Origin of the sequence: Nocardioides sp. URHA0032 (genome assembly GCF_000620645.1) — a bacterium.
Classification (GTDB): Bacteria; Actinomycetota; Actinomycetes; order Propionibacteriales; family Nocardioidaceae; genus Nocardioides.
In genome coordinates, this window is record NZ_JIAV01000018.1 from 66,146 (window position 1) to 82,897 (window position 16,752).

Annotated in this window: 18 protein-coding genes; 1 reads left to right on the forward strand and 17 read right to left on the reverse strand. The window is 72.9% G+C overall.

Annotated elements, in window-relative coordinates; genetic code table 11:
- Positions 1-47: 47 nt before the first annotated feature.
- Positions 48-1,331 (reverse strand): hypothetical protein, encoded by a 1,284-nt coding sequence (locus tag N538_RS0107165; RefSeq protein WP_028636753.1) that lies wholly within the window; start codon positions 1,329-1,331, stop codon positions 48-50.
- A 95-nt stretch (positions 1,332-1,426) separates the two neighbouring features.
- Here N538_RS0107165 and N538_RS0107170 point away from each other — a divergent pair, with 95 nt between their 5' ends.
- Positions 1,427-2,707: an aminotransferase class V-fold PLP-dependent enzyme gene (locus N538_RS0107170; protein WP_028636754.1), complete on the forward strand. Its 1,281-nt coding sequence runs from the start codon at positions 1,427-1,429 to the stop codon at positions 2,705-2,707.
- Here the strand turns inward: N538_RS0107170 and N538_RS24210 are convergent.
- From N538_RS24210 to N538_RS0107250, 16 genes are all read right to left on the reverse strand, one after another.
- Positions 2,696-3,502 carry a DUF1206 domain-containing protein gene (locus tag N538_RS24210; protein WP_036569779.1) on the reverse strand — a complete coding sequence of 269 codons (807 nt, stop codon included), beginning with the start codon at positions 3,500-3,502 and terminating at the stop codon, positions 2,696-2,698. The genes N538_RS0107170 and N538_RS24210 overlap by 12 nt on opposite strands.
- Positions 3,447-4,823 carry a dihydrolipoyl dehydrogenase family protein gene (locus tag N538_RS0107180; RefSeq protein WP_028636755.1) on the reverse strand — a complete coding sequence of 459 codons (1,377 nt, stop codon included), beginning with the start codon at positions 4,821-4,823 and terminating at the stop codon, positions 3,447-3,449. The genes N538_RS24210 and N538_RS0107180 overlap by 56 nt, the downstream gene beginning before the upstream one ends.
- A 4-nt stretch (positions 4,824-4,827) precedes the next feature.
- A complete protein-coding gene (gene nusB, locus N538_RS0107185) occupies positions 4,828-5,235 on the reverse strand; it encodes a transcription antitermination factor NusB (RefSeq protein ID WP_028636756.1) in 408 nt (135 codons plus the stop codon).
- A complete protein-coding gene (gene efp / locus N538_RS0107190; protein ID WP_028636757.1) occupies positions 5,235-5,798 on the reverse strand; it encodes an elongation factor P in 564 nt (187 codons plus the stop codon). The genes nusB and efp overlap by 1 nt, the downstream gene beginning before the upstream one ends.
- A gap of 104 nt (positions 5,799-5,902) precedes the next feature.
- Positions 5,903-6,694, reverse strand: a complete 792-nt coding sequence (locus N538_RS24215; protein ID WP_051548921.1) for an SIMPL domain-containing protein — start codon at positions 6,692-6,694, stop codon at positions 5,903-5,905.
- Between the two features lie 134 nt (positions 6,695-6,828).
- Positions 6,829-7,260, reverse strand: coding sequence for a type II 3-dehydroquinate dehydratase (locus N538_RS0107200; RefSeq protein ID WP_028636758.1), 432 nt, complete (start codon positions 7,258-7,260; stop codon positions 6,829-6,831).
- Entirely contained in the window at positions 7,257-8,354 is a 1,098-nt protein-coding gene (gene aroB / locus N538_RS0107205) for a 3-dehydroquinate synthase (protein ID WP_051549019.1), read from the reverse strand. The genes N538_RS0107200 and aroB overlap by 4 nt, the downstream gene beginning before the upstream one ends.
- An 11-nt stretch (positions 8,355-8,365) precedes the next feature.
- A complete protein-coding gene (locus tag N538_RS0107210; RefSeq protein WP_036569781.1) occupies positions 8,366-8,872 on the reverse strand; it encodes a shikimate kinase in 507 nt (168 codons plus the stop codon).
- Complete coding sequence (aroC, locus tag N538_RS0107215; protein WP_028636761.1) at positions 8,869-10,047, reverse strand: chorismate synthase; 1,179 nt, start codon at positions 10,045-10,047, stop codon at positions 8,869-8,871. Before aroC ends, N538_RS0107210 begins: the two co-directional genes overlap by 4 nt.
- Positions 10,048-10,087: 40 nt before the next feature.
- Positions 10,088-10,798 (reverse strand): prepilin peptidase, encoded by a 711-nt coding sequence (locus tag N538_RS24220; RefSeq protein WP_051548923.1) that lies wholly within the window; start codon positions 10,796-10,798, stop codon positions 10,088-10,090.
- The gene (locus tag N538_RS0107225; protein ID WP_331279517.1) at positions 10,795-11,640 is read right to left on the reverse strand and encodes a shikimate dehydrogenase; all 846 of its coding nucleotides are present in this window, start codon (positions 11,638-11,640) and stop codon (positions 10,795-10,797) included. The genes N538_RS24220 and N538_RS0107225 overlap by 4 nt, the downstream gene beginning before the upstream one ends.
- Positions 11,610-12,779 carry an endolytic transglycosylase MltG gene (gene mltG / locus N538_RS0107230; protein WP_028636763.1) on the reverse strand — a complete coding sequence of 390 codons (1,170 nt, stop codon included), beginning with the start codon at positions 12,777-12,779 and terminating at the stop codon, positions 11,610-11,612. Before mltG ends, N538_RS0107225 begins: the two co-directional genes overlap by 31 nt.
- On the reverse strand, positions 12,779-13,246 hold the full coding sequence (ruvX, locus tag N538_RS0107235; protein WP_028636764.1) for a Holliday junction resolvase RuvX: 468 nt from the start codon (positions 13,244-13,246) through the stop codon (positions 12,779-12,781). The genes mltG and ruvX overlap by 1 nt, the downstream gene beginning before the upstream one ends.
- Before the next feature lie 2 nt (positions 13,247-13,248).
- Positions 13,249-15,945 (reverse strand): alanine--tRNA ligase, encoded by a 2,697-nt coding sequence (alaS, locus tag N538_RS0107240; RefSeq protein WP_028636765.1) that lies wholly within the window; start codon positions 15,943-15,945, stop codon positions 13,249-13,251.
- A complete protein-coding gene (locus tag N538_RS24225; RefSeq protein ID WP_051548928.1) occupies positions 15,945-16,223 on the reverse strand; it encodes a DUF6167 family protein in 279 nt (92 codons plus the stop codon). The genes alaS and N538_RS24225 overlap by 1 nt, the downstream gene beginning before the upstream one ends.
- Positions 16,220-16,723, reverse strand: coding sequence for a hypothetical protein (locus N538_RS0107250; RefSeq protein WP_028636766.1), 504 nt, complete (start codon positions 16,721-16,723; stop codon positions 16,220-16,222). The genes N538_RS24225 and N538_RS0107250 overlap by 4 nt, the downstream gene beginning before the upstream one ends.
- Between the last annotated feature and the right edge of the window lie 29 nt (positions 16,724-16,752).

Below are 16,752 nucleotides of genomic sequence, written 5' to 3' on the forward strand. Positions count from 1 at the left end.
CCGAGAGGGGTCAGAAGCGACGGGTCAGCGGTTCAGGGGTCAGCCGGTCACAGCGCGGCGGCCATCCCGGCGCAGGCCTTGAGCCACTGCATCCGGGTGTTCTGCGACAGCTGGGCGTAGGGGACGACCGAGCCGGCGACCAGCGCCGGGTCGTACGGGACCCGGTACACGCCGCGGGTCCGCTGCTGGTAGACGTCGACCAGGTCGTCGGCGAGCTTGCTGTCCACCTGGGCGGACGGGTCGGAGAGCACCGTGACCGCCTTGTACTTGAGGTTCTGGTACCCGGCATCCTGCAGCGCGTCGAGCATCCACAGGCCGCTGTACCCGGTGTCCTCGCGGACCGTCGACGTGACGACCAGCAGGTCGGCGGCGCCGGCGGCGGCGAGCCAGTTCTCGGCGCGCATGTTGTTGCCGGTGTCGATCAGGATGACGCGGTAGAACCGCTCGAGGAGCTTGTGGACCGCGTCGAAGTCCTGGGCGCGGATGGTGCCGGTGACGTCGGGGCGCTCGTCGGAGGCGAGCACGTCGAAGTGCGCGTCGCCCTGGGAGCGCACGAACGCGCCCAGGTCGCCGATCCGCGACTGGTAGACGTCAGTGAACCGCTCGAGGTCCTCGAGCAGCTCACGGGTGGTGTTGCGGTGCGTGCTGCGGGTGCCCCGGATGCCGAGGGTGCCCCGGGTCTCGTTGTTGTCCCACGCCACCACGCCGCCGCCGCGGACGGTGCCGAACGTGTAGCCCGCGGCCAGCACCCCGGTGGTCTTGGCGGCGCCGCCCTTGGGGTTGATGAACGCGATCGTGCGCGGGCCGTCGAAGTCGCGCTGGATCGAGCGGCGGTCGTCCTCGTGGGCCCGCTCCGCGGCGCCCATCCTCGGGTTGACCAGCCCGCCGCTCCAGCGGCGTACCGCACCTCGCCAGCCCCAGGTCGCCGGGCCGTGGTCCTGCTCGGCGTCGCGACGGTCCAGGAAGTCGGTGGCGGACATGAACCGGCGCACCTCGGCCTCCCCGGGCGCCGGCGCCTCCGCGACCGGCTCGGTCGTGACCGGGAGGCGGTACGCCGGGGGCGGCGCGGACGGCGGCGGGGCGGTCGGCATCGGGAACGCGGGCGCGGCCGGCGCCTGGGGCGCGCCCGGCACCTCGGCAGCAGGGATCGCCTCCGGGATCGGGTCGCTCAGCGGGTCGCCGAGCGGGTCCGGGCGACCGCCGGGGCCGGCCACCGACCTGGCGTCCCGGCGGGCGGCGTACTCCGCGAGGTCCTCCGGCTTGTACAGCCGGTCGCTGGTGTTGTCCTCCTCGTGTCGCGAGCCGCCCGAGCTCCATGCGTCCTGCGACATCGATGCCTCCTCGAGATGGCAGGTGGGTCCCCGCACTGCGGACGTCCTTCCCCGAAATCCCGCGGGTCACACCCTCGTGCGGCGCATCATGGACCATGCCTCTCCCCACCCGCCGTGCCGTTCTCGGCGCCGGACTGGTCGGTGGCGCCGTCGCCGTGGTCGCGGGCTGCGACGACGACACGCGCGCCCCCACCGCTGCCCCGAGCGCGGACGGCCCGAGCGCGCCGGCCACCGAGCTCGCCGTGCCCGACTTCGACCCGGCCGACTGGGACTCGGTGCGCGCCCAGTTCCCGCTGGACCTCGACCTCGGCCAGTTCGCGGCGTTCGTCCTGTCCCCCCACTCCGCCCAGGTGAACGCCGCGATCGACCACTACCGGGCGCGGCTGGGCTGGGACACCGAGCAGGCGCTGGCCGACGGCCTCCGGCTCGAGCACCGTGCCCGGGCCGCCGCGGCGCGGTTCCACGGCGGGGCGGCCGGGGACTACGCGCTCACCGACAGCACCACGATGGGTCTCGGCATCGTCTACGGCGGCCTCGCGCCGACCCCGCGCGACGAGGTGCTCACGACCACGCACGACTTCGCCGCCACCGAGGAGGCGCTCCGGCTGCTGCACCTGCGCACCGGCGCCCGGATCACCCGCGTCACGTTGTACGACGACCCGGCGTCCGCCACCGTCGACGAGATGGTCACCCGGCTCCTCGCGGCGGTCACTCCGCGCACCCGGGTCGTCGCCATCACCTGGGTGCACTCCGGCACCGGCGTCCGCACCCCGGTGCGGGAGATCGCCGACGCCCTCCCGGACGGCGTGCTGCTGTGCGTCGACGGCGTGCACGGCTTCGCCGCGGTGGACGTCGACCTGCCCGACCTCGGTTGCGACTTCCTGGCGGCGGGCACGCACAAGTGGCTGTTCGGTCCGCGTGGCACCGGCGTCGTCTGGGCCGCGAGCTGGTCGCCCCTCACCGAGATCATCCCGTCGTTCACGCCAGAGAGCCCGGCCGGCCGGCTGACGCCGGGCGGGTACCACTCCTTCGAGCACCGGTGGGCCCTGGCGGACGGGTTCGCCTTCCAGCAGCGGATCGGCCGCGGCGCGGTCGTGCAGCGCACCGTCGAGCAGGCGAGCCGGCTGAAGGAGGGCCTGGCGGACACCGCGGTCACGCTGATCACGCCGGCCGACCCGGCAGTGTCCGCGGGGATCGTGTGCGTCGACGTGTCGGGGACGATGTCCGCGAACGCCGTGCTCGCCCTCCGCGAGCAGGGCATCGTCGCCAGCGCCACGCCGTACCGGACGTCGTACCTGCGCCTGGGCCCGAGCATCGTCACGACACCCGACCAGGTGGACGCGGCCGTCGCGGCGGTGGGCGGCCTAGCGACGTAGGTGCCGCGCCCGGGCCAGCGTGAAGAGCCCGAAGCAGGCCAGGCCGAGCCCGATCAGGACGAGCAGCAGCGGACCGTAGGGCTGGTCGAGCACCTCGAGGAGCGCCTGGTCGAGGCCGCCGGACTTCTTCGCGTCGTGGGTGATCGCGGCGTAGCCGAACAGCCCTCCCACGACCACGAAGGCCACGCCCCGGGCGACGCAGCCGGCCCTGCCGAACCAGAGGTACGCCGTGCCCGCCGCGCCGCGACGACCCTCTTGGGTTAGCTCCTTGGCGAACTTGTCGCTCCACCCGCGGTAGATCTCGTACAGACCGAACCCGATGATCGCCAGGGCCACGAGACCGACCAGCACCTGGCCGGCCGGCAGGTCCAGCACCTTCGCGGTCCAGGTGTCCGAGCCCTTGCTCGAGGACCCGGCGCCGACCGCGACCCGGATGCCGCTGAAGCCGATCACGGCGTACACGAGCGCCTTGCCGGCGCACGCGAGCCGCTGGCCGGCGCCGTCGTCGCCCAGGACCGCCTCCACCGCCTGCCAGAGCGCGAGCAGGAGCATGCCGATCGACACGACCCAGACGAGCACCTCGCCGAGCGGCTGCTGCGCGAGCTCGCGGAGCGCGCCGGTGCTCGACGGGTTGCCCTGGCGGTCGCCGACCGCGAGCTGGACCGCCAGCCATCCGATGATCAGGTAGACGACGCCGTAGGCGACGAGCCCGACGCGTCCGATCTGCTTCAGGCGGTCCTCACGAGAGGTCCGCGAGAGCGGCCTCGATCGCGCGATGGAACGTGGGGTACGCATAGATCATCGACCTCAGGGTGGGGACGGGGACCTCCGCGTGCACCGCGACGGCCAGGAAGCCGAGGATCTCCCCTCCGGCCGGGCCGACTGCGGTTGCTCCTACGAGGACCCCGCGGTCGGCGTCCTCGACGACCTTGATCAGTCCGTGCCCGCCCGGGCCGTACGTGAAACCACGTGATGAGGCGGCCAGGTCCGTGGACCCGGTGCGGACCCGCAGCCCGGCGTCACGCGCCGCCTGCTCGGTCATGCCGACGCCGCCGACCTCCGGGTCCGTGAACGTCGCGTGCGGCACGGCGTGGTACTGCGCGGGCGCCCCGCCCTGCCCGAGGATGTCGCGCAACGCGATCGCCTGCTGGTACATCGCGACGTGGGTGAACGCGCCGTGGCCGGTCACGTCGCCGATCGCCCAGAGCTTCTCGCCGGCCCGTAGCCACTCGTCGACCTCGAGGGTCCGCGCGGCGGGGTCGAGCCCGACCGTCTCCAGGCCGAGGTCGTCGAGGTTCGGCACCCGCCCCGCGGCCACCATCACCTTGTCGGCGGTCAGCTGCTCGCCGGTGTCGAGGGTGAGGACGAAGGCGCCGTCGGCGTACGCCGCCCGGACCAGCTCGACGTCGGTCAGCACCCGGATGCCCTCCTCGGCGAACACCTTCTCGACCAGCGCCGAGGCCTCCGGCTCGTCGGCGGCCAGCAGCCGCGACCCGTGCTGGATGACCGTCACGCGCACGCCGAAGCGCGCGAAGACCTGCGCCAGCTCGCAGCCGATCGGGCCGCCGCCCACGATGGCCACCGAGCCCGGCAGCTCGGTGAGGCGGACCGCGTCGCGGTTGGTCCAGTACGGCGTGTCCGCGAGCCCCTCGACCGGCGGGACGGCCGGCCGGGTGCCCGGGTTGACCAGCACCCCGCGGCGGGCGGTGAGCTCGAGCGTCTCCCCCGCGGGGGTCTCGACGACCACCCGGCCGGTCCCGGCCAGCCGGCCGACACCGTGGTGAACGGTGGCGCCGACCTTCTCGAGGCGTTCGACCCCGATGGTGTCGTCCCAGCCGGCCGTGGCCTCCTCGCTGATGCGCCGCGCGACCACCGACCACGCCGGCGTGATCGTGGCCTCGCCGGCGACCTGGGGCACCCGGCGTACCTCGGCGACCGCGTCACTACCGCGCACCATCATCTTGGTGGGGATGCACCCGTAGTACGGGCACTCGCCGCCCACGAGGTGCTTCTCGACGACGACGACGTCGAGCCCTGCCGAGGCTGCCGCGTTGGCGAGAGCCTCGCCGCCGGGTCCGGTGCCGATGACGACCAGGTCCACCTCGTGAGCACTCATGTGCTCAGACTAGGGACTCCTTGTTCCTCACGACCGCCCCGAGCACGCCGTTCACGAACTGTGGGGACTCGTCGGTGGAGAGATCCCGCACCAGGGCCATCGCCTCGGACACGGCGACCGGGTCGGGGACGTCAGCGGCGTACAGCAGCTCCCAGACGCCGAGCCGCAGCACGTTCCGGTCCACCGCGGGCATCCGCGCGAGCGTCCAGCCCTCGGAGTACGACGCCAGCACCTCGTCGATCCGGGCGCGGTGCTCCTCGACGCCGCGCACGAGCACGGCGGTGTAGTCGTTCGTCGGGCCCTCGCCCTCGGCCATCGCGCGCTCGAGGGCGTCGACCGGCGACTCCCCGCGCAGCTCGGACGCGTAGAGGACGTCCAGCGCCCGCTTGCGGGCCTTGGAGCGTGCCGCCACTAGCTCTTCACACGGCCCATGTAGGACGAGTCGCGGGTGTCGACCTTGACCTTCTCGCCCTGGTTGATGAACAGCGGGACCTGGATCTCGTGACCGGTCTCGAGCGTGGCCGGCTTCGTGCGGCCGGTCGCCGAGTCGCCGGCGAGACCCGGCTCGGTGAACGTGATCTCGAGCTCGACGGACGCCGGGAGCTCGATGAACAGCACGCGGCCGTCGTTGGTGGCGACGACCGCCTCCTGGTTCTCCAGCAGGAAGTTCGCGGCGTTGCCGACGATCTCCGGGCTGATCTCGAGCTGCTCGTAGCTCTGCACATCCATGAAGACGTACGACGAGCCGTCGTTGTAGAGGTACTGCATGCTGCGGCGGTCGACCGTGGCGGTCTCGACCTTGGTGCCGGCGTTGAAGGTCTTGTCGACGGTCTTGTTGGACTCGACGTTCTTCAGCTTGGTGCGCACGAAGGCGGGGCCCTTGCCCGGCTTCACGTGCTGGAACTCCACGACCGCCCAGAGCTGGCCGTCGATGTTGAGAACCATGCCGTTCTTCAGGTCGTTCGTCGTTGCCATGCGCGCGTGTCAGCCTTCGTACGTCGGTGGGTTCGGGAGGTCGCCCGGTCTCCGGGCACCAGCGCACGAGTCTATCGGCAGGACCTGCCCGCGGCAGAATCCCGCTACGCGAGCTCCCACACCATCCGCACGGTCACGGTGGTGCGCTCCTTGCCGGCCCTGATCGGCAGCGGCTGCATCGCTGCGGCGTCGTAGCTCAGCCCGCGCGCCAGCGAGACGCCGTTCGTGGGGCTCGGCAGCGGCTTGACGTGCACCTCGCGCAGCGTCATGACCTCGCCGAGCGTCTGGCCGGACGCCGCGGCGTACTGCTCGGCCTTGGCCTTCGCCTCGGCGACCGCCGCGTCGCGAGCCCTGGCCGTGGCGGCGTCCGGGTCACCGACCAGCAACCGCAGCCCTGAGATCCGCACGTCGTTGCCGCCGGCGGCGACGGCCGCCGCGACCGCCTCGCCGCCGTTCTCGAGGTCCTTGACCAGGACCGCCGCGCGCTGCGTGACGCGGTAGCCCGTGATCGTGGGCGGGTCGTAGGGGTGGTAGTCATACACCGGCGTCATGGACAGGCCGGTGGTCTGCACGTCGCCCTTCGCGACGTCATACTTCGCCAGCGAGCCGAGCACCCGCTCCATGGTCGTGCTCGCGGCGTCCAGGGCGGCTCCGAGGTCGGTGCGCGTCAGGGTGACGCCGACGCCGAAGGAGAGCTGGTCGGGCACGGCGGTCGCGTCGCCGCTGCCGGTCATCGTCAGCACCCGTGAGGGTGTGCTGTCCGTCCGGTCCTCGGCCGCCTGGGCCGGCGTTCCGCCCCCGCCGCCGCTGCCCAGCAGGTAGGCGACCACCAGGCCCAGGGCCACGAGGGCCGCGAGAAGGATGCTGCGCACGCTCACCGTCACGTTGCCGTTCATGGCGGATCGGACGGCCCCCTCATCCGTTCGGTTCCCGCGCTGACGGTCGAGTCGGGACTTCGGACGGTTCACTCGGGAGATTCGGACATCGGAGCGACCAGAAACTCCCGACCCGAGTGGTGGAAGTCCCCGATTCAACGGCGGGCGAGGGCCTCGAGGGCGATGCGGTAGCCGTCGGTGCCGTGGCCGGCGACCACCTGGGCGGCGTACGGCGTGACGACGGAGGTGTGCCGGAACTCCTCGGGGCGCTGGTGGGGGTCGGAGATGTGCACCTCCACGAGGGGTGCGGTCAACTGCGCGCAGGCGTCGAGGATCGCGTACGAGTAGTGCGTCCACGCGGCGGCGTTGAGCACGACGGGGTTCCCGTCGTCGGCGGCGGCGTTCAGCCAGTCCAGCATCTCGCCTTCGTGGTTGGTCTGCCGCACCTCGACGTCGATGCCGAGGTCGCGACCCCACGCCACGCACTGGTGGGCGAGCTCGGCGTGCGTCGTGCGGCCGTAGATCTCCGGCTGCCGCCGGCCGAGCCGGCCCAGGTTCGGGCCGTTCAGGACCAGGACCGGCGTCATCGGGCGCCACCGATCGCGGCGTAGGCGTCGCGGAGGTCTACGACCGACGGCCCGGCCAGCACCGTCGGTACGGCGAGGTCGGCCAGCACCACGAACCGCAGCTGCGAGCCGCGCGCCTTCTTGTCGATGCCCATCGCCTTGTGCAGGTCCTCGAAGGACGCCTTGGAGTACGTCGTGGGCAGCCCGACGCGTGCGAACGCCTCGTGGTGCCGGTCGACGACGTCGGCGGCGAGCGTGCCGGCCCGCGCGGCCAGCTCGGCGACATACACGCACCCGATCGAGACCGCCTCGCCGTGCCGGATCCGGTAGTTCTCGGTGCGCTCGATCGCGTGGGCCATGGTGTGGCCGTAGTTGAGCACCTCGCGACCCGGGTGACCACCGGAGCCGCCGGTCTCCCTGAGGTCCGCGGTCACCACGTCGACCTTCACCCGGACGGCGCGCTCGACGAGCTCGCGGAGGACCGCGGAGTCGGCGGTGATCGTGCCCGCGTCGTGGTCCTCGACGAGGTCCAGGATCGCCGGGTCGGCGATGAAGCCGCACTTCACGACCTCGCCCAGGCCGGCGACCAGCTCGGCGCGCGGCAGGGAGCGCAGCAGGCTCAGGTCGCAGAGCACGCCGGCCGGCTCGTGGAACGCACCGACGAGGTTCTTGCCGCTGCGGGTGTTGATCCCGGTCTTCCCCCCGACCGCCGCGTCGACCATGCCGAGCAGCGTGGTCGGCACGTGCACGACCCGCACCCCCCGCAGCCAGGTCGCGGCCACAAAGCCGCCCAGGTCGGTCGTCGCCCCGCCACCGAACGTCACGATCGCGTCGGAGCGGGTGAACCCGGCGTCGCCGAGCGCCTCCCAGCACGAGACGGCGACGGCGGCCTTCTTGGCGCGCTCCCCGTCCGGGATCGGCAGCACCATCACGTCGTACGCCGCCGCCAGCGAGTCGAGCACCGGCCGGACCAGCTCCGCGAGCACGTCGGAGAACACGACCGCGACGCGCTGCACGCCGACCCCGAGCATCTGCGGCAGCCGCTCGGCCAGGTCGTGGCCGACCACGACGTCGTACGGCGACGCGCCGGCGACCCGCACCACGGTGTCCCGCACCTTCCTCGGCGTCACGACGGCTCCTCTCCTGCCAGCGCTGCGACGATCTCCCCCGCGACATCCTCCGGGCTCCGCCCGTCGGTGTCCACGACCAGGGTGGCGACCGACTCGTAGACCGGGGTGCGCTCGTCGAGCAGGGTCTTGATCCGGCTGCGGACGTTCCCGAGCAGCATCGGGCGCGAGGTGCCGAGACCGACCCGCTTGACCGCGTCGGCGAGCCCGACCCGCAGGAACACCACGTCGTGACCGGCGAGCAGCTCGCGGGTGCCGGGGTCCATCACCGCTCCCCCGCCGAGCGCGAGCACGCCGTCGTGCTCGGCCAGTGCCGCGGCGACCGCCTCCCGCTCCAGCGCGCGGAAGGTCTCCTCGCCGTCGTCGACGAAGATGTCGGCGATGGTCCGGCCGGTCGTCGCCGCCACGTCGTGGTCGGTGTCGCGGACGGAGGAGCCGAGGCGCGCGGCGACGAGGCCGCCGACCGTCGTCTTGCCGGCGCCCATCGGGCCGATCAGCACGATCATCGGTAGCGGAGCGAGTCGAGGTACGCCCGGGCGTTGCGCTGGGTCTCGGTCACCGAGTCGCCCCCGAACTTCTCGAGCACCGCGTCGGCGAGCACCAGCGCCACCATCGCCTCCGCGACGATGCCGGCGGCGGGTACGGCGCACACGTCCGAGCGCTGGTGGTGCGCCACCGCCTCCTCGCCGGTGCTGACGTCCACGGTCCGCAGGGCCCGGGGCACGGTGGCGATCGGCTTCATCGCGGCGCGGACCCGGAGCACCTCGCCGGTGCTCATGCCGCCCTCGGTGCCGCCGGAGCGGCCGCTGACCCGGCGCAGGCCCTCGTCGGTCGGCACGATCTCGTCGTGCGCCTGCGAACCGGGGGTGGCCGCCAGCTCGAAGCCGTCCCCGACCTCGACGCCCTTGATCGCCTGGATGCCCATCAGCGCACCGGCCAGCCGGGCGTCGAGCCGGCGGTCCCAGTGCACGTGCGAGCCCAGGCCCGGCGGCAGCCCGTGCACCACGACCTCGACGACGCCGCCGAGCGTGTCGCCGTCCTTATGCGCCTGGTCGATCGCGGCGACCATCTGCTCGCTGGTGCCCGGGTCCAGGCAGCGGACCTCGTCCTCGTCGAGGCGCGCGACGTCGTCCGGCTCCGGCCACAGGCCGGAGGGCGCGCGGACGCCGCCGAGCTCGATGACGTGGGAGACGACGCGGGCACCGACGGACTGCTCCAGGAAGTTGGACGCCACCCGGCCCAGCGCGACCCGCGCGGCCGTCTCGCGGGCGGACGCGCGCTCGAGGATCGGGCGCGCCTCCTCGAAGTCGTACTTCTGCATGCCGACCAGGTCCGCGTGGCCGGGCCGGGGCCGGGTCAGGGGCGCGTTGCGCGCGAGTGCGTCCAGCTCGGCCCGGTCGACCGGGTCGGCGGACATCACCTTCTCCCACTTCGGCCACTCCGTGTTGCCGACCTCGATCGCGACCGGACCGCCGATCGTCTCGCCGTGCCGGACGCCGCCGACCAGCGTGACCTGGTCCTGCTCGAACTTCATCCGGGCGCCGCGGCCATAGCCCAGCCGCCGCCGGGCCAGGGAGTCCGCGACGTCGGCGGAGGTGATGCGGACATGGGCGGGCAACCCCTCGAGGATCGCGACCAGGGAAGGGCCGTGGGACTCACCCGCGGTCAGCCAGCGCAGCATGCCGCCAGTCTTTCACGACCGGTCCGGTGGGGATTCACCCTCACCCGGAGACGAGACCGGTCCAGAGCGGGTCGGCGAGCACCACGCCGGCGAGGGCACCAGCCAGCAGGAACGGGCCGAAGGGGTACGCCGCCTTCAGCACGCCCCGGTCGCGCCGGAGGACCGCGAGGAGCAGACCCGGCACGGCGAACGCCAGGAACGCGCTGTAGACGCCGACCAGCACCTCCGCCCAGCCCAGGTACGCCAGCGCGAACCCGAGCACCGCCGAGAGCCGGACGTCGCCGAAGCCCATGCCGGGCGGGTGGATCCACCAGAGCGCGTAGAAGAACGCGAACACGGCAGCGGCTCCGGCACCGGCCCGCACCAGCGCGTCGGCGTCGCCCTCCAGCCAGGCGCTCAGGCAGCCGAGCACCGTGACCGCGGCGAACGTCGGCCACACGACGACCGTCGGCAGCAGCCGGGTCCGCAGGTCGATGACCGCGAGCGCGACGCCGACCGGCACCAGCGGGAGCAGGAAGACCAGCGGCCACGCGAGCCCGACCCCGAGACCGACCAGCCCCCCGGACACCAGGCAGCAGCCGACGGCGACGGCCGGCAGGGTGCGCTCGGCCGCGATGGCGGAGTACGGCGTCTTCGGGTGCTCGGGGTCCGGAGCCGGCTCGGGGACCCGCCGGATCAGCACCGGCACCAGCAACCCGGCGGCGCTGCAGGCGACGGCCCCGATCGCGACCGCGGCCGGGTCGACGCTCACCCCGGGGCCTGTCGGGACGCGAGCTGCCGCTCGCCCGCCTCCCGCATCGCGTCGAGCGGTGCGGGCTGCCCGGTGAAGAGCTCGAACTGGAGCACGGCCTGGTGGACCAGCAGGTCGAGGCCACCGACCAGCACGCGGTCCCCGCCGACGGCTGCCGCCAGCGGCGTCGGCCACGGGTCGTAGACGACGTCGAACACCACCGGCGTCGACGCCGACCGAGCGACCAGCCCGGCGTCCTGCGCGGCGGCCGGCACGGTCGAGACCACGACCTCGCCGACGACCTCGCCCCCGGCCAGCGGGAGCACCTCGACGTGGGGAGCGGAGGGGTGCGCGGCGATCGCGGCCGCGGTGTCCGCGGCGCGCCCGGGCGTCCGCGCGAGCAGCCGGACCGCCGTGGCGCCCAGCTCGCAGAGCGCCAGGCCCGTCGACGCCGCGGTCGCTCCGCCGCCGAGCACGGTGCCCGTGGTCACCGGCCCGCCGTAGCGCTCGCGGACGGCCGCGACCGCGCCCGGCAGGTCGGTGTTGTCGGCCAGCACCACCGCGCCGTCCTCGACGACCAGGGTGTTCACCGCCCCGGCGAGGTGGGCCCGGTCGCTGACGGCCGTCGCCAGTGCCAGCGCGCGCCGTTTGAGCGGCATCGTGAGCGACAGCCCACGCCAGGACCCGTCGAGCCTGTCGAGGAACGGCCCGAGCCCCTCCTCCCCCACGCGGACGGCGTCGTACTCCCACTCGAGCCCGAGCGCGGCGTACCCGGCCCGGTGCAGGGTCGGTGACAGCGAGTGGGCGATCGGGTCACCGAGGACGGCACACCTCAGCAGGCACCGCCCGACTCGGTGTCGCAGTAGTGCTGGAGCTCCGCCTTGTACTGGAGGAACTCGTCGTAGGTCTCGGCGAACTTCGTCTCGCCGGTCTTCAGGTTGACCGTCACGTAGTAGTACCAGTCACCGTCCGCGGGGTTGGCCGCCGCCTGGATCGCGTCGTCGCCCGGCGCCTCGATCGGCGTCGGCGGCAGGCCGGTGTTCGTGTAGGTGTTGTACGGCGAGTCGATCTGGAGATCCGCCGTCGTCGGAACCGCACCCAGCTGGTTGCCCGCCGCGTAGTTCACCGTCGCGTCGATCTGGAGCAGGCCGTTGGTCTCGTCGCCCTCGAGCCGGTTGTAGATGACCCGGGCGATCTTCGGCATGTCGTCGCCGCGGCCCTCGGACTGCACCAGGCTGGCGACCGTCATCAGCTCGGCGGGCGTGTAGCCCAGCTCCGCGGCCCTCCCCTCGAGGTCCGCGTCGTCGGCCGCCTGCTTCCAGCGGGTCACCATGTCGGTCAGCATCGACTTCGGCGTGGCGTCCGGGCCCCAGTCGTAGGTAGCCGGGAAGAGGTACCCCTCCGGGTTGCCGTTCGCGTAGTCCGGCAGCCCGAGCTGCTCGGGATGGTCGAGGACCTTCTCGAAGTCCTTCTTGGAGAAGTCGGTCTCCTTGGCCAGCACGGCGACCGTGTCGACCGTCCGCAGCCCCTCACGGACCGTGACGGTGCTCTTCACCATGTTCGACGGGTCGACGAGGATGGTGACGACGTCGTCGGCCGCCATCTCCTTCTTCAGGGGGAAGTAGCCCGCCTGCAGGTTCGACCAGTCGGGGTTGCCGTTGGCCGCGTCGATGAACGCGTCGACGGACTCCACGACGCCCGCGGCCTTGAGCCGCCGGCCGATGGCGCCGGCCGAGTCGCCGCTCTTGACCTCGAAGGTGACCTTGCCGTGGCCGGGCCCGGGATAGTCGGCTGCCGAGGAGAACTGGTCGCCGATCTTGTCGACGCCCCACGTCACGACGAAGTAGAGGCCACCGACGATCACGGCGAGCGCGACCAGCACCGCCAGGCAGCCCGGCACGCTGCGGCTCTTCCGGCTGCGACGCCGGCCCGGCTCGTACGGCGTGTCGTCGCCGATCAGCGGCGGCTCCTCGCCGAGAGTCACGTCGTGCTCGTCGGTCATCAGGTCTCCTCGACGATCTCGCCGGGCGGGTGCCCGGTGGCGCGTTCCGTGTCGAGCGCGTGCTGGAGGATGAGCACCGCTGCAGCCTGGTCGACCACGGCGCGCCGCTTTCCCCCCTTGCGGCCCTGGTCGCGCAGCATAGCCTCCGCGGACACCGTGGTCATGCGCTCGTCGACCAGACGCACCGGCACGGGCGCGAGCCGTCGGGCCACCGCGGCGGCGAACTCCCGCGCCTTGGCCGCCGCCGGACCCTCCCCGCCGGACAGCGAGCGCGGCAGCCCGACCACCACCTCCAGCACCGGGGAGCCGCTCTCCTCCTCGGCCGCGATCGCCGCGATCCGGGCCAGGTCCCCCTTGCCGCGGCGCACGGTCTCGACCGGGGTCGCGAGGAACCCGGTCGGGTCGCTGCGCGCCACCCCGATCCGGGCGTCCCCGGGGTCGATGCCGAGACGTACGCCGTGGCGCAAGCTCAGCCCCCGACCCGGCCGACCTCAGCGGTGACCAGCGCCAGCGCCTCGTCGATCCGGGTGCTGTCGGTGCCGCCGCCCTGCGCGACGTCGTCCTTGCCGCCGCCCTTGCCGCCGACCAGGGGGCCGACCGCGCGGACCAGGTCGTTCGCGCTCAGGCCACGGGCCCGCGCCTCGTCGTTCAGGGCCGCGACGACCGACACCTTCCCGTCCGCCGCGCCGATGACGACGACCACACCGGCCTCACCCCGGGGCAGGCGGCCGCGCACGTCCAGCGCGAGCGTGCGCACGTCACCGCCGCCAGCGCCGTCGGCCCGGTGCGCGACCACGTTGACCGGCCCGACCTTCGCCGCTCCGGCGGCCAGCTCAGCACCGGCGGCGAGCAGCTGCTGGACGCGGACCTTCTCAATCTCCTTCTCGGCGACGCGCAGCTTCTCGACGATGTCGTGGACGCGCTCGGGGAGCTGCTCCGGGCGCACCTTGAGCGTCTCGGACAGCTGGTTGACCAGGAGGTGCTCGCGGGCGAGGAACCGGTAGGCGTCGCTGCCGACGAGCGCCTCGACCCGCCGCACCCCGGACCCGATCGACGACTCGCCGAGCAGCTTGATCACGCCCAGCTTGCCGGAGCTGCCGGCGTGCGTGCCGCCGCACAGCTCCCGCGCCCAGTCGCCCACGCTGACGACCCGGACCCGGTCGCCGTACTTCTCGCCGAACAGCGCCATGGCGCCGGAGGCGACCGCCTCCTTCTGCGTCATGATCTCGGCGTGCACGGCGAGGTCGTCGAGCACCACGTCGTTGACCCGCGCCTCGACGTCGACCATCACCGACTCCGGGACCGCGCCGGTCGCGGAGAAGTCGAACCGGAACCGGCCCGGCGAGTTCTCCGAGCCCGCCTGCGTCGCGGTCTCCCCGAGCGCCTCGCGGAACGCCTTGTGCACCATGTGCGTGGCCGTGTGGGAGCGCGAGATGGACCGCCGCCGCTCGATGTCGACCAGCGACTGCGCGGACAACCCGGCGGTGACCTCGCCCTCGATCACGCGCACGTGGTGCGCGACCACGCCGGTGACCGGTGACTGGACGTCGAGCACCTCCAGGCGCGCGCCGTTCTCGAGCTCGATCACGCCCTGGTCGGCGAGCTGGCCGCCGCCCTCGGCGTAGAACGGGGTGCGGTCGAGGACGATCTCGACCAGCTCGCCCGGGCCCGCCGAGCGCACCACCCCGCCGGCCGCGACGATGCCGCGCACCGAGCCCTCGTCGACGACGGTGTCGTAGCCGGTGAACTCGACCGGGCGGCCCATCGCGTCGGCTACCTCGCGGTACGCCGAGGCGTCGCGGTGCTGGCCCTTCTTCGCCTTCGCGTCGTCCTTCGCGCGCTGCCGCTGCTCGTTCATGAGCCGGCGGAACTCCGCCTCGTCGACGGACAGGCCCTGCTCGGCCGCCATCTCGAGGGTCAGGTCGATCGGGAACCCGTAGGTGTCGTGCAGCGCGAACGCCTTGTCGCCCGACAGCTGGGTGCCGCCGGCCTGCTTCAGCTGGTCGGTAGCCTGGTCGAAGATCGTGGTCCCGGCCCGCAGCGTCTGGCGGAACGCGTGCTCCTCCGCGAACGCGACCGTCGAGATCCGCTCCCAGTCCTGGTGCAGCCGGGAGTAGGTCTCGCCCATCTTGTCGCGGCTGACCGGGAAGAGCTCCGGCAGCGCCGGGTCGTCGTACCCGAGCAGCCGCATCGAGCGGACCGCTCGCCGCAGCAGCCGGCGGAGCACGTAGCCCCGCGCCTCGTTGCCGGGCGTGACGCCGTCCGCGATCAGCATCATCGAGCTGCGGATGTGGTCGGCGACGACGCGGAACCGGACGTCGTCCTCGTGGTCGGCGCCGTACCGGCGCCCGGTGAGCTCCTCGGCCTTCGAGATGACGGGGAACATCACGTCGATCTCGTACATGTTCGCCTTGTCCTGGAGCAGGAACGCGACCCGCTCGAGGCCCATGCCGGTGTCGATGTTCTTCTTCGGCAGCGCGCCCGCGATGTCGAAGTCCTCCTTGGAGCGCACGGCGGACAGCTCGTCCTGCATGAAGACCAGGTTCCAGATCTCCAGCAGCCGGTCCTCGAGCTCGAACGGCATGTCCGGACCCAGCCCGGCCGGGTCGAAGTCGGGGCCGTACGCCGGCCCGCGGTCGTAGAGGATCTCCGAGCACGGTCCGCCGGGACCGGGCACGCCCATCGACCAGTAGTTCTCCTTGCGGCCGAGCCGCAGGATCCGCTCGTCGGGCAGTCCGGTGATCCGCCTCCAGAGCCCGAGCGCCTCGTCGTCGCCGTCGAGGATCGAGGGGTAGAGCCGGCTCTCCTCCAGCCCGAAGCCGCCATCCGCAACCGGCTTGGTGACCAGCTCCCAGGCGAGCTCGATCGCGCCCTCCTTGAAGTAGTCGCCGAAGGAGAAGTTGCCGCACATCTCGAAGAACGTGCCGTGGCGCGTGGTCTTGCCGACGTCCTCGATGTCAGGGGTGCGCACGCACTTCTGCACGCTGGTCGCGCGCGGGTACGGCGCGGGCTCCTCCCCGAGGAAGTACGGCTTGAACGGCACCATCCCGGCGTTGACGAACAGCAGGTTCGGGTCGTCCAGCAGCAACGAGGCCGACGGCACCGGGGTGTGTCCGTGCGACTCGAAGTGAGCCACGAACCTCCGGCGGATCTCGGCGGTGTCCATCAGGTGCTGCCTTCCTCGGTGGGCCGGATCGCCTTGTGGCGACCCTCGGTGAGCTCAGGTGTTCCATGAGGCACGAGGCCGAGCTTCTCGCGCAACTCCGATTCCTTCTCGGCCTGCCCCTGGGCCACCTCGTCGCGGAACATCCGGGCGCCCACCTGCAGCGCGCCGAGCCGGTCCTTGAGCCCGTCGACGGTGAACACCTCGGCCGCACGCCGGCCCCGCACCATCACGTAGACGGCGGTACCGGCCCCGGCAGCGAACCAGAGCCCGCGCCTCATGCGGCGGAGTCCCTCGGGTCCCGGCGGAGCGAGTCGCGCTCGCGCGCCTCCCACTCACGGCGCGCCTGACGGGTGTCGGTGCGACGCTGCTTGCGCGAGCGCTTCACCTCGCGCCTCATCTCGAACCGGATCCGGTTGCGGCTCTCGGGATCGAGCGCCCGGCGGACGCCGTGGGCCAGGGACGCGGCCTTCACCACGGTCTCGCGGAGTACGACGTCGGTGAACAGCGCCGCGCCGACCTGCGGCGCCGGCTGCTCCGGGTCCTCGGTCCGGGGACGTCCGAGGTCGGTGATCACGAACTCGGTGTCCGCCGGTCGTGGCCCGGGCCGCGCCAGCCGGCGCTCCAGCTCGTCGAGCTGGGCACGCAGCGCGACGGTCTCGGCGCGGGTGGCGGCGAGCTCGCGCTCGGTCCCGGACCGGGCGCGCAGCAGCGCGGCAGCGAGCCCCAGCGCGAGCAGCGCCAGCACCACGGCCGCGGCGGGCACGATCCAGTCCTGCATGGTTCCCGACCCTATCGCGGGTCCCGCGG